At 73.6% G+C, this 12,255-nt stretch carries 12 protein-coding genes; 6 read left to right on the plus strand and 6 right to left on the minus strand.

All coding sequences use genetic code 11. From position 1 onward, the window contains the following. Nucleotides 1-21: 21 nt before the first annotated feature. Nucleotides 22-1,101: a replication protein RepA gene (locus tag MFF61_RS23100; protein ID WP_238239695.1), complete on the minus strand. Its 1,080-nt coding sequence runs from the start codon at nt 1,099-1,101 to the stop codon at nt 22-24. An 874-nt stretch (nt 1,102-1,975) separates the two neighbouring features. On the opposite strand from MFF61_RS23100, the gene mazG reads away from it, so the two are divergent. Beyond that, nucleotides 1,976-2,764, plus strand: coding sequence for a nucleoside triphosphate pyrophosphohydrolase (mazG, locus tag MFF61_RS23105; RefSeq protein ID WP_238239427.1), 789 nt, complete (start codon nt 1,976-1,978; stop codon nt 2,762-2,764). 105 nt (nt 2,765-2,869) lie between these two features. Here the strand turns inward: mazG and MFF61_RS23110 are convergent, their stop codons facing one another. Further along, complete coding sequence (locus MFF61_RS23110) at nt 2,870-3,304, minus strand: NfeD family protein (RefSeq protein WP_238239428.1); 435 nt, start codon at nt 3,302-3,304, stop codon at nt 2,870-2,872. Between the two features lie 4 nt (nt 3,305-3,308). Further along, entirely contained in the window at nt 3,309-4,292 is a 984-nt protein-coding gene (locus MFF61_RS23115; protein WP_238239429.1) for an SPFH domain-containing protein, read from the minus strand. 253 nt (nt 4,293-4,545) lie between these two features. On the opposite strand from MFF61_RS23115, the gene MFF61_RS23120 reads away from it, so the two are divergent. The 3 genes from MFF61_RS23120 to MFF61_RS23130 are packed head-to-tail and all read left to right on the plus strand — an operon-like array spanning nt 4,546 to nt 5,922. Beyond that, a complete protein-coding gene (locus MFF61_RS23120; RefSeq protein WP_238239430.1) occupies nt 4,546-4,992 on the plus strand; it encodes a hypothetical protein in 447 nt (148 codons plus the stop codon). Further along, nucleotides 4,935-5,537 (plus strand): hypothetical protein, encoded by a 603-nt coding sequence (locus tag MFF61_RS23125; RefSeq protein WP_373324785.1) that lies wholly within the window; start codon nt 4,935-4,937, stop codon nt 5,535-5,537. Before MFF61_RS23120 ends, MFF61_RS23125 begins: the two co-directional genes overlap by 58 nt. Nucleotides 5,538-5,592: 55 nt before the next feature. Continuing rightward, nucleotides 5,593-5,922 (plus strand): hypothetical protein, encoded by a 330-nt coding sequence (locus MFF61_RS23130; protein WP_238239432.1) that lies wholly within the window; start codon nt 5,593-5,595, stop codon nt 5,920-5,922. 17 nt (nt 5,923-5,939) lie between these two features. Here MFF61_RS23130 and MFF61_RS23135 read toward each other — a convergent pair whose 3' ends face one another. Continuing rightward, nucleotides 5,940-7,010, minus strand: coding sequence for an NAD(P)H-dependent flavin oxidoreductase (locus MFF61_RS23135; protein WP_238239433.1), 1,071 nt, complete (start codon nt 7,008-7,010; stop codon nt 5,940-5,942). Between the two features lie 147 nt (nt 7,011-7,157). On the opposite strand from MFF61_RS23135, the gene MFF61_RS23140 reads away from it, so the two are divergent. After that, on the plus strand, nt 7,158-7,778 hold the full coding sequence (locus tag MFF61_RS23140; RefSeq protein ID WP_238239444.1) for a hypothetical protein: 621 nt from the start codon (nt 7,158-7,160) through the stop codon (nt 7,776-7,778). Between the two features lie 37 nt (nt 7,779-7,815). On the opposite strand, the gene MFF61_RS23145 is transcribed toward MFF61_RS23140, so the two are convergent. After that, nucleotides 7,816-8,958 (minus strand): helix-turn-helix transcriptional regulator, encoded by a 1,143-nt coding sequence (locus MFF61_RS23145; protein WP_238239454.1) that lies wholly within the window; start codon nt 8,956-8,958, stop codon nt 7,816-7,818. A 294-nt stretch (nt 8,959-9,252) separates the two neighbouring features. Here MFF61_RS23145 and MFF61_RS23150 point away from each other — a divergent pair, with 294 nt between their 5' ends. Next, the gene (locus MFF61_RS23150) at nt 9,253-10,707 is read left to right on the plus strand and encodes an MFS transporter (protein WP_238239457.1); all 1,455 of its coding nucleotides are present in this window, start codon (nt 9,253-9,255) and stop codon (nt 10,705-10,707) included. Between the two features lie 61 nt (nt 10,708-10,768). On the opposite strand, the gene hflX is transcribed toward MFF61_RS23150, so the two are convergent. Further along, a complete protein-coding gene (gene hflX / locus MFF61_RS23155) occupies nt 10,769-12,154 on the minus strand; it encodes a GTPase HflX (RefSeq protein WP_238239459.1) in 1,386 nt (461 codons plus the stop codon). Between the last annotated feature and the right edge of the window lie 101 nt (nt 12,155-12,255).

Below are 12,255 nucleotides of genomic sequence, written 5' to 3' on the forward strand. Positions count from 1 at the left end.
TGCCGCAAGCCGGGGCCTCCTTCAGCCGGCGGCCTTCTTGCGCGCGGGCTTGGGCGGCACCATGAGCGCGCCCGGATCGGCCGGCAGGAGCTGCATGCCGGCCTCGTCGAGGCTGATCGGGAGCTTGGGAAACACCTCGCGCACATGCGCCACGTCGGCCTTGAAGGCCTGCCGGAAGCTGCGCAGGGAGCCGTTGTCGGCGCCGAACTGCTTGTGGAGGTTGTCCCAGGAGAGCCGCAGCGGGCGGTGCAGGGCGCGCAGGCGGTAGCCGATCCAGAACAGCAGGTCGAGCTTGCGCGCCGAGCCGGAGAAGGCGCGGGCGGCCCGGATGTCCACCGGCAGGGCGTGCTTGATCAGGTTGTCGTAGAAATCCTGGTGGAACTGCACGGTCTTCGACCACGCGAGCCCGCCCTCGCCCTCCGCCCGCCAGAGGTCGAGCTTGCGGAAGGGCGGCATCGTCAGGGTGGAGGAGCGCGACTGACCGTCCCAGAGGCCGAGCTGCAGGGTGCAGGCGGCCAGGCGGTTGAGCTGCTCCTTGAACTGCCGGATGGTGCCGCGCTCGCCGCCCGTGACCGCGAAGCCCATCTCGCGCATGAAGCCCGAGAGGCTGTCGGCCACCTCCACGGTGGGGCTGCGCTGGCGCACGGCCTCGGTGCAGAGGTGCAGGAGCACCAGCCGCGCCTTGGGGCCGTAGGGCAGGCCCTGCAGGTCCATCTGCCCGGTGACGGGATTCTTGATGCGCCCGGCCAGGATGCTCAGCGTGTTGCGGCCGTATTCCCGGAAGAATTCCCGGGTCTCGCCGGGATCGCGGTAGGGCAGCCCGCACAGGGCCAGCACGGAATGGATGTGCTGGATGTTCTCCGGCACCAGGGGCTCGGCCTCGATCACCGCCCGCACGGCGTCGCGGCGGCGCTGGTCGCGGCCCATGCCGGCGCGGGCCTCCGCCTCCCGGGCCGCCTCCGCCCGCTCGGCGTCGCGCAGGGCCTGCCGGTGGGCGATATGCTCGACGATGACCGCGAACAGGAACCCGCCCCGGGCGGCTTCCAGTTCCGCCTTGAGGTCCTCGTCGTGGATCGCCGCGATTCTGGCCTCGATGCCCATACGATCTGCAGACGTTCTCGGGCGGGGGCGCAGGCCCGCCGCATCGACCAAGCCCGTCATGCCCGATTCGGCTCCCGGGAATCTCAAGGCCGAGCCGGGTTATCCCACGATTCCCGCAACTCATCCCCGTAATCCCGCCCGCAATCCCGCCCGCCATCCCGCCGGCCCCCTCGCCCGCGCGGGCTCCGCCGGCCCCGGCGCCGCGCCGGCGGGGCTGTGGGCGGCCGTGTGGACCGGCAGGGGACCGGGATGCGGACCGGGATGGGGACGGGCGGTGCGGCAGCCTGTGCGGGGCGTGTGGGAGGCCTGTGCGCCCCCTGTTGGGTGCCGCCCGCAGAGTTCGATGCGGGCGGCCTTCGCCGCGCCCCCGCCGCGCAGAGTTCGATACGCCCGGGGGTTTCGGAATCGGCCGGATTCCGAGCGGCTTGGCGGCGGCCTCACGCCGAATCCGATGCGGATCCGCGCAGAATCCCATGCGCGGATCCCCGCGATCCCCGCAGAATCCCATACGCACCCACGCAGAGTCCTGTGCCGATCCGCGCAGAGTCGCATGCCGGATCAGGCCGCATCTCCTTGGCGGATCGGCGAAATCCGCCCCTCCATATAATTCACAGATTCGACTCTCTGAGAGTCAGAGCCCGATAGGGCTTCGTATAGGTCCGAGAGATCGTTCGTTTTGAAGAACAAAGGCATGTGATCAGCGCATGGACAGGCGACAGCGCGGGTCTCCGGGCAATGACGACGGAATATTATATCATTCACAACAGCATGGCGCGGCGCCCCGGCGCCGCGTCCTTCCGCACGCCGCCGCGGACGGGTTAAGAGCGGGGTCGCGCCGCACGCGTCCGGCGCGCGAACCGGTGAGTTTCCCCGCATGAGCAGCACCCCGATCGAGCGGCTCCTCGCCATCATGGCGCGCCTGCGCGACCCGGAGACGGGCTGCCCCTGGGACCTGCAGCAGAGCTTCGCGACGATCGTCCCCTACACGATCGAGGAGGCCTACGAGGTCGCGGATGCGGTGGACCGGGGCGACCTCGACGATCTGCGCGACGAACTCGGGGACCTGCTGTTCCAGGTGGTCTTCCAGGCCCGGATCGCCGAGGAGGCGGGCGCCTTCCGGTTCGACGACGTCGCCACCGCCATCGCCGACAAGATGGTGCGCCGCCATCCCCACATCTTCGGAGCGGTGCGCGACCTCGATCCGGAGGCGGTCAGGGCGCAGTGGGAGGCGATCAAGGCGCGCGAGAAGGCCGGCCGTCCGGAGGCGCAGGGCGCGCTCGCGGGGGTGCCCCTCGCCCTGCCCGCCCTGACCCGGGCGGAGAAGATCTCGCGCAAGGCCGCCGCGGTCGGCTTCGACTGGCCGGATGCCGCCCAGGTGGTGGCCAAGGTGCGCGAGGAGACCGGCGAGGTGGAGGAGGCCCTGGCGGCGGGCGATGCGGAGGCGGTGGCCGAGGAGATCGGCGACCTCCTGTTCTCGGTGGCCAACCTCGCCCGGCACGCCCGCGTCGATCCCGAGGAGGCCCTGCGGCGGGCCAACGAGAAATTCCGCCGCCGCTTCGCCGCGATGGAGGCCGAGGTGACGGCGGGCGGGCAGAGCCTCGCCGCGGCCGGCCTCGCCGCCATGGAGGAGGCATGGCTGCAAGTGAAGTGCCGGGAGGGCTGAGACCGGCGCGACGTGCCGGACATCCGTCGGGAATGCGGCGCCCGCAGGGTGCGGAATAAATGCGCTATTCCTGGTACTTGCGAGGAATAATTCCGTCCGTTCCGCTCAGTCCGCCGCCACCGTCAGGGTGGCGCCGTCGAGCCCGGTCACGCGCACCCGCGTTCCCGCCGGCAGGTCGGGGCCGGTCACGCGCCAGACCGAATCCCCCACCCGGATGCGCCCGATGCCGTCGCTGATCGGCGCGTCCAGCACCACCACGGTCCCGACGAGATCGTGCCCGCGCCGGTGCAGCAGCTCGGGGCTGCGGCGCGACAGGCGCTGGCCGGCGAGGGAGGCGGCGGCCGAGAGGGCCGCGAAGGCGAGCACCTGCCCCTGCCAGGGCAGCCCCAGGGCCGCGGTGGCGAGCCCGGTGCAGAGCGCGCCGAGCCCGAGCCAGATCAGGAAGACGCCCGGCAGCGCGAGTTCGCCGGCCGCCAGCGCGAGGCCGAGCAGGATCCAGGCCCAAGCGGGGCCGATGGCCGCGAGGAGATCCGCCAGCACGGCGTCAGCTCCGCGGCGGCGGCGTGCCCGCCGCGGGCGGGCGGCCGGAGCGGTTGGCCGGCGCCCCCTCCCCGAACACCGCCCGGGTGATCTCGGCGATGCCCCCGAGCGTGCCGGCGAGCGAGGCCGCCTCCAGCGGCACCACCACCACCCGCTGGTTGGGCGCGGTGGCGAGCGCGCGCACCGCCTCGACGTATTTCTCGGCGACCAGGAAGTTCGCGGCCGCGAGGTCGCCGCGGGCGATGGCCTCGCTGATCATCGCGGTCGCGCGCGCCTCGGCCTCGGCCTGCCGCTCGCGCGCCTCGGCGTCCCGGAAGGCAGCCTCGCGCCGCCCCTCCGCGTCCAGGATCACCGAGGCCTTGCGCCCCTCCGCCCGCAGGATCTCGGCCTGCCGCTGCCCTTCCGCCTCCAGCACCGAGGCGCGCTTCTCGCGCTCGGCCTTCATCTGCCGGGCCATCGCCCCGGCGAGGTCGGCCGGCGGCAGGATGTCCTTGATCTCGATGCGCGTGACCTTGACGCCCCAGGGCGAGGCGGCGGCGTCCATCACCCGCAGCAGCCGCTCGTTGATCTCGTCGCGGTGGGACAGAAGCTGGTCGAGGTCCATCGAGCCCACCACCGTGCGGATGTTGGTCATGGTGAGGGTGAGCAGCGCGTGTTCGAGGTTCGAGACCTCGTAGGAGGCGCGGGCCGGGTCGAGCACCTGATAGAAGGCGACCGCATCGATGCGCACGCCGGCATTGTCGCGGGTGAAGGCCTCCTGGCTCGGCACGTCGAGCACCTGCTCCATCACGTTCACCCGCCGGCCGATCCGCTCGACGTAAGGAATGATCAGCCCGAGGCCCGCCGCCAGCGTGCGCTGGTAGCGCCCGAACCGCTCCACCGTGTGGACGTGGCCCTGGGGCACGATGCGCACGCCGAGCGCGATGGTGAGCACGACGAGCAGCCCCAGCCCGATGACCGCCACGTCGAACCCGGTGATCTGAGTCATGAAGCGCCCTCCCCGGGCGGCCCTGTCCAAAGATGGGCCACAGCCTAGCATGCGGCGCCGCGGGATGAGTGCGGCCCGGCACGGTCCTGTCCGGCACGACGCGCCGTGCCGTGCGGGCAGAACCGGAGACACGTCTTGCCGACATCCCCTGCGCTCCGGACGATGACGCCGCAGCGGCGCCCGCGACGGGATGCGGCGCACGGAAGCGCAAGGTAAGCAGGCGGTGCATCCGGACGGGGATCCTCCACGCGTCATGGCCGACGTCATCGCACCGCGCATCGACCGCTCCGCCCGGGACGTGGCGGAAAAGATCCTCTTTGCCCGGGAGGACGACCGCGAACCCGGGAAGGTCATCTTCCTGATCGGGGCCGGCTGCTCGATCTCGGCGGGCGTGCCGGGCGCGGTCGAGATCGGCCGGCGGATGACCCGCGAGGTCGCGCGGCGCCTCGGCCGCGGCAGGCCGGAGGACGATGCGGAGACGGCCTACCGGGCGCTGGTGCGCGACGAGTTCCTGTCCCCGGCCGAGGGCCCGGCGGGCGGGATCGACTGGTACCGGGTCTACGACGAGATGGTCCGGCGCCCGCCTGCGACGGCGTCGAATCCCTCAACCGCATCGCGGGCGCGCCGCGTCGCCCGCAGCTCGTGGAGCTGCACGGCTCGCCGCACCCTTACCTGCTGCGCAACCGGCCGGAGGATGTGAGGGACGTCTGGCACAATCCGCAGGCCGCGGCGGCGGTGCAGAAGCTCCTGCAGCACGCCACCACCTTCGTGGTGGTCGGCTACGGCGGGCGCGAGGACGGCGTCATGGACCTCCTGGTCCAGGCCGCCGCGGTCTACCGCGACAAGAACCTCCTCTGGGTGCAGCACTCCCCCGGCCCCAAGACCCTGAGCCCGAAGGCGCAGGCCTTCCTCGCCACCTCGCGCAAGGGCGGCCTCATCGCCGACCTCGACGCCTATCGCGGTCCCAACGCGGATATCCGCGCCGAGATCGACCGGGCGTGGCACGCTCTCCTGCGCGAGCGCCTTGCGGACGCTGAGGCGGACACCACGGAGGTCGAGCGGATCCGCGCGCTCCGTCTCGCCGGGAAGGACGCGGAGGCCTACGCCCTGGCCGATCAGGCGCTCGCCCGGGTCGGCCGCGCGGCCGGAGCAACGGTGGAACTCCTGAAGGCGGCGGCAGGGGCTGCCCTGGAATTCGGCCAGCGCAGCCCGGCGGCCGAGCCGCTCGGGCGGGCGGTCGAATAACCTTCGGCTGCTCGCCAGCCGCGCCGGCTCGGGCAGGCCGGAGAACCGGCTTTCGATGTCCTTGCCGCAAACGGCACGGACCGGCCCGAACGCCGCCGCTCAGATGGCTGAAGCCGCGCACCGAGATGCACTCGCACCGGCTGAGTCCCTCGCGGGCTCCGAGCGGGCAGCCCTGCAGCATCAGCTTGGGATCGCGCTCACCGGGCTCGGCGAGCGCGAGAGTGGAGCCGAGCGTCTGGAAGAGGCGGTCGCGGCCTACCGCGCCGCACAGGAGGAACTCACCGCCGACCGCGCGCCGGCCTATGCCGAAGTGGTCCAGAGGAACATCGATCATGCCTCCCGGCTTCTCCGGGCGCGCACAGACCCCGCGGTGGGCGAACCCTGACGCCGGCGCCTCGACCCTCAGCGCAGCAGCCCCCGCATCCCCTCCCAGAGGTCGCCCACCACCTCGCCGGCGGGCGCGGCCCGGGCGAAGCCGGCCGCCTGGCCGGCCCAGGCCTGCATCCGGTCGAGATCGCCCGCGCGGACGGCCTCGTCCCGCAGGCCTTGCGTGAGGCCGCGCTGCACCGGATAGGGGGCGGGCGGGGGCGCGTCGGGGGCGGTGGCGGCCTCCACGTAGGCGGTGGCGAGGCTGCGCCCGGCCCGGCCGCTGAAGGCGCGCGAGACCCGGGTGTCCTCGGGCCGTGCCCGGCCGAGCGCCGCGGCCCAGGCGGGGGCGATCCCCGCCTCGGGGCAGCGCAGGAAGCCGGTGCCGATCTGGACGGCGCTGGCGCCGAGCAGAAGGGCGGCGGCCGCCCCGCGGGCCTCGGCGATGCCGCCCGTCGCCACGACCGGGATGCGCACCGCGTCGACGATTGCCGGCACCAGCGCCAGGGTGCCGACCATCCCGCGCTCGGCCTGCGCCGCGTCGAAGCAGCCGCGATGGCCGCCCGCCTCCGCCCCCTGCGCCACCACCGCGTCGGCGCCCGCCGCCTCGGCGGCCAGCGCCTCCGCCACCGTCGAGACGTTGGCCCACCACGCGATGCCCCGCGCCTTCAGCTCGGCCACGAAGGCGGGCGGGTAGAGCCCCATCACCGAGGAGACGATCGGCGGCGCGGCGTCGAGGAGCGCCCGGGTCTGCGCCGCGAAATCCGGCGGCCGGCCGTCGCCCGCCTCTGGCGGCACCGCCGGCCCGAAGCGGGCCAGGAAGGCGCGCAGCTCCGCTTCCCGGGCCGGATCGCGCGCCGGCGCGGGATCGGGGATCCAGAGATTGAGCTGGAACGGCCCCGCCGGCCGCACCGCCTCGGCCCAGGCGAGGATCGCGGACGGGCTCATCAGCAGCGCCCCGCAGGCCCCGAGGCCTCCGGCCCGCGCCACCGCCACCGAGAGCGCGGGCGGGCAGGCGCCGGCCATCGGCGCGAGCAGGATCGGGCGGGTGAGCCCGTAGCGCTCGCAGAAGCCGTGCGCGCGGGCGAGAGCGGGGTGGAGCGACATGCCGGGCAGTGAAGCGCGGGCGCGCGCATCGCGCAAGCGGCGGCCGCGCCGGCCCGGCGGCCCGGCGGCCCGGCCGGGTGCCGCATACCCCAAATGGGAGAAGAGGTCCGACCAAGAGGAAGATTTCATGGAGCGAGGAGGAATCGGATGTCCAAATCGCCCCTTCTCGTCCTGCACCTCGTCGGCCTGGCCCTGTCGGTCGGGAGTGTTCTTGCCCTCGACCTTCGGCTCGTCAGGCTTCTGTGCGGCGGCCGCATCGCGCCCGAGGATCTCGGCTTCGCCGCGTTCCTGAAACCCCTGGTGCGCGCCGGGCTCGTCCTGCTCTGGATCTCCGGCCTCGGCTTCCTCGTGCTCGGCCACCTGAACGGGTCCGACCTGCTTGCCAACCCGAAGCTGCATGCCAAGGTGGCGATCGTCGCGGTCCTGACCCTCAACGGCGTCGCGGTCGAGCGCCACGCCTTCGGCGCGCTGGCCCGCAACGTGGGGCGGCGGCTGTTCGACGGGCTCTCGCAGGGCCAGGCGGCCCGGCTCCTCCTCGTCGCCGCGGTCTCGGCGGCCGGCTGGTACGCGGCCCTGGTGATGGGCGCGGTGCGCGAGCTGAACGTCCTGGCCGGGGCCGAGGTCTTCCTGCTCGCCTACGGGGGCCTGGTGGCGGGGGCGGCGGGCCTGCTCTGGGGGATCAAGCGGCTGGTCTACGACGCCGGGGACGCTGCGGCGGAGGCCGGGCCGCTTCAGGCCGTGCCCTCCCCGCAGGCGCAGCCCTCGTGATCGTCTCGGCGTCTCCCGCGTCGGTGCCCCGGCCCGCTCAAGAACCGAACGGATCCTGCGGCAGCCGCGCGAGCAGGGCCACCAGCTCGGCCTGCCCGGCGGTCGCGGTCTTGGCGTAGATGTGCTTGAGCTGCGTGCGCAGCGTGGCCATGGTGACGCCGCACCCCTCGGCGACCGTCTCCAGCCGGCCCGCGGCGAAGAGCCCGGCGGCGACGCGCGCCTCGGCGGGCGTGAGGCCGAGCAGGGTCGCGAGGCGGTCGGGCCGCAGCCGGGGCGGCTTGGCGAGGTCCGTCGCGGTGACCAGCACCGCGGCGGCGCCGCGGCCCGGAAGCGGCGGGAGCGGGCTCACCCGCACCGCGTAGGGCCGCTGCCCGGAGGGCCGCGACACCGCCAGCACGCCGCCCCGGTCCGGACCTCGCCACAGGTCCGCCGCCGCCGCGCAGAGGGCGCGCAGCCGGTCGTTCTCGGCGGGCTTCATCGCGCGGATCGTCTCGCCGGCGAGGAGCAGGCCGTCCCGCTCCTGCGCCAGCGCCGACAGGGCGGCGTTGGCGAAGACGACCCGGCCCGTCGCGTCGAGCGTGGCCGCGGCCGTGGGCAGGCCGGCGAGGAGCGTCTCCAGGGTCCGGTCGGGCGGCGTCGGACGGCCCAGGGTGCCGAGCCGGTGCGCGGTCGCCACCGCCTCCCGCAGATGCGCCATCAGCACGTGGAACAGGGCGAGCCGCTCGCCGGAGAGCGGCCCGGTCGCAGCCGAGCCCGAGAAGGCGAAGGCGTAGGTGAGCGCGGGGACGGGCCGGCAATAGCCCGTGGCATGGTGCCGGATGCCGATGCGGTCCGCCTCCCAGCGGCTGAATTCCGGGTAGGCCTCGGGGCTGAAGCGCGGATCCTCCCCGTCGAGGTAGTACAGCGCGTCCGGCCGCGCGCGCTCGAACAGCGCCTGGGGGTTGTGCGCGTGGAAATGCGCCGCGTAGTCCTGCAGGATCCCGTCGAAGGGCAGGTCGCGGTAGCCCGCCATCGCGGAGGCCAGGATCTCGGGCCGGTCGGTCCGGTGGAGGACGGTCGTGACCCCGTAGGCGCCGAGGCGCTCGGCCGCCGCCTGCGCCACCGGCGCGAACGAGCCGCCCTCGGCCGCGGTCCGGTGAATGCGCAGGATGAGGTCGTGGAGGCCGTCGTCTAGCGCCACGGCGCGACCCCGGATGCGGAACCGGCGCTCCGCCCCGGGCGAGCGGGTGGCGCGGCGATGCGGGAGGCAGGCATGGCGGATCTCCGCGGTCGGGGACGAAGCGAAGGACAGCGGCTGCGATAACGTGTGGCCGCTGCGGGATGGCGCAGCGACAGGGAGGGGATTCCCAAGATAAGCCGGCCGAGGGGCGGCGGGGAAGTCCGCCGCGAACTGGCGGGGGCCGGATCGCCGCGAACGCGCTCCCGCGTGCGGCCCCGCCCTATATGCCCGGCAGGTCCTCCGCCGCAGGTGCCGATGACGACGCCCGCTCCGCCCTCCGTCGCTGCCGATGGCGGCCTCGTCGAGACCGACGTCTCGGCCCGCCTCGACCGCCTGCCCTGGGGCCGGTTCCACACCCTCGTCGTGCTGGCGCTCGGCATCACCTGGGTGCTCGACGGGCTGGAGGTGACGCTCGCCGGCGCGCTGGCGGGCGCCCTGCGGGCGAGCCCGGTGCTGCAGTTCTCCAACACCGATATCGGGCTCGCGACGTCGAGCTACCTCGCGGGCGCGGTGATCGGGGCGATCGGCTTCGGCTGGCTCACCGACCGGCTCGGGCGCAAGAGGCTGTTCTTCATCACGCTCGCGGTCTACCTCGCGGCCACCGCCGCCACGGGCTTCTCGTGGAATCTGTGGAGCTTCTGCCTCTTTCGGTTCCTCACCGGGGCGGGCATCGGGGGCGAGTACACGGCGATCAACTCCACCATCCAGGAGCTGATCCCGGCCCGCGCCCGCGGCTGGACCGACCTCGTCATCAACGGCTCGTTCTGGCTCGGCGCGGTGCTGGGCGCGGGCACCTCGCTGGTGGTGCTCGACCCCGCTCTGTTCGGCCCCGACTGGGGCTGGCGGGTCGCGTTCCTGCTCGGGGCCGCCCTCGGCCTCGTGATCCTCGCCCTGCGCAGCTGGATCCCCGAGAGCCCGCGCTGGCTCATCACCCACGGCCGGGCCGCGGAGGCCGAGCGCATCGTGGCGGGGATCGAGGCGCGGTTCCGGCGGGAGGGGCACGCCCTCGCGCCCGGCCCCTTCCCCACCGTGCGCCTGCGCCAGCGCCGCCACACGCCCCTGCGGGAGGTGTTCGGGACGCTCGCCCGCTACCGCAGCCGCGCCCTCGTCGGCCTCGCCCTGATGTCCGCCCAGGCGTTCTTCTACAACGCGATCTTCTTCACCTACGGGCTGATCCTGATCGACTTCTACGGGGTGCCGTCCGGCGGGATCGGCTGGTACATCCTGCCCTTCGCGGCCGGCAACTTCCTCGGCCCGGTGCTGCTCGGGCGCTTCTTCGACACGGTCGGCCGCCGGCCGATGATCGCCGGCACCTACGGCATCTCCGGCCTGCTGCTGGCCGTAAGCGGGGTCCTGTTCCAGCAGGACCTGCTCGACGCCACCACCCTCACCCTGTGCTGGATGGCGGTGTTCTTCTTCGCCTCGGCGGCGGCGAGTTCGGCCTACCTCACGGTGAGCGAGGTGTTTCCGCTGGAGATCCGCGCCTTCGCCATCGCGCTGTTCTACGCGGTCGGCACCGGGGTCGGGGCGGTGGGGCCGGCCCTGTTCGGGGTGCTGATCGAGGAGAAGTCGCGCGAGGCGGTGCTGGGCGGCTACCTCCTCGCCTCGGTCCTGATGATCGCCGCGGGGGTGGTGGCGGGGATCTGGGGCGTGGCGGCGGAGCGGCGCTCGCTCGAGGACGTGGCCCGGCCGCTCGCGGCGGCGGAGTGACGGCCCCCGATCTCATGCCACATCCGCTTGATCCCTTCGGGATGGCGGATGTGAGCTTCGCTCAGCCGCCCGCCGCCCGCAGCCGCCGGGCGGCGCCGAAGCGGTTGAGGAAGCGCGGCTCCTTCTCGGGGGCCAGGCGGACCACGAGATGGACCTGGCCGCCCGCATCCTCGCGGCGGTCGAGCACCTCGGCGTTCTCGTAGAGCCAGTGCAGGCCCGCCCCCTCGGCGGGGTCGAGCACGAGGGCGAAGCTCGCCCGGCTCTCGGCGATGCGCGCCTCGATCCGCGCGAGCAGCCGGTCCACGCCCTCGCCGGTGAGCGCCGACAGCAGCACCGGCCTGGCGGCGGCCTCCCCGGACGGGCCGGTGCGGCTGAGGTTGAGCAGGCGCTCGCGCTCGGGCGGATCGAGGAGGTCGGCCTTGTTCCAGACCTCGATGATCCGGCCGGCCCCCGGCTCGATGCCGAGCTCGGCCAGCACCGTGTGCACGTCCTGCCCCTGCGCCTCGGTGTCCTCGTGGGCGATGTCGCGCACGTGGAGCAGGATGTCGGCCTCGATCACGTCCTCCAGCGTCGCCCGGAAGGCGGCGATCAGCATGGTCGGCAGGTCGGAGATGAAACCCACCGTGTCGGACAGGATCGCGGTCTCCCCATGCGGCAGCTTGATGGCGCGCGCGGTCGGGTCGAGGGTGGCGAACAGCATGTCCTCCGCCCGCACCTCCGCGGCGGTCAGGCGGTTGAACAGGGTCGACTTGCCGGCGTTCGTGTAGCCGACCAGCGCCACGACCGGATAGGGCACCCGCCGCCGGCTCTGCCGATGCAGGCCGCGGGTCCGGGTCACGGTCTCCAGTTCCCGCTCGATGCGGGTCATGCGCTCCTGGATCAGGCGCCGGTCGGCCTCGATCTGGGTCTCGCCGGGGCCGCCGAGGAAGCCGAAGCCGCCGCGCTGGCGCTCCAGATGGGTCCAGGAGCGCACGAGCCGGCTGCGCTGGTAGGCGAGATGCGCGTGCTCCACCTGCAGGGTGCCCTCGCGGGTGGAGGCGCGCCGCCCGAAGATCTCCAGGATCAGCCCGGTGCGGTCGATGACCTTGACGCCCCAGGCCTTCTCGAGGTTGCGCTGCTGCACCGGCGAGAGGGCGCAATCCATGACGACGAGGCGCACCGCCTCGGCGGCGATCCGCCCGGCGATCTCCTCGACGCGCCCCTTGCCGAGATAGGTGGAGGGCCGGATGGCCTGGACCCCGAGCAGCAGCCGGTCGACGACGTCGAGGTCGATCGCGGCGGCGAGCCCCACCGCCTCGTCCAGGCGCGCCTGCGCGGGCCGCGGCAGCTCCGCGCCGCGGCGGACCGGATAGGGCCCGATCACCAGGGTGCGGGTGTCGGCGGCGACCGCGCCTTCCGGTTCCGCCTGATGCTGCAGCCGGGCCTGGCCCGGGACCTGTGTTTCCATCGACGCCCGACCTCGTGCGCGCACCCGCTTGCGATCGGGAACAGGTTGGATGTCCGCCCGCCGCAATCAAGCGGGCGGGCCCGCGAATCCGCGAACCGGCC

Origin of the sequence: Methylobacterium isbiliense, from assembly GCF_022179325.1 — a bacterium.
GTDB lineage: Bacteria > Pseudomonadota > Alphaproteobacteria > Rhizobiales > Beijerinckiaceae > Methylobacterium > Methylobacterium isbiliense.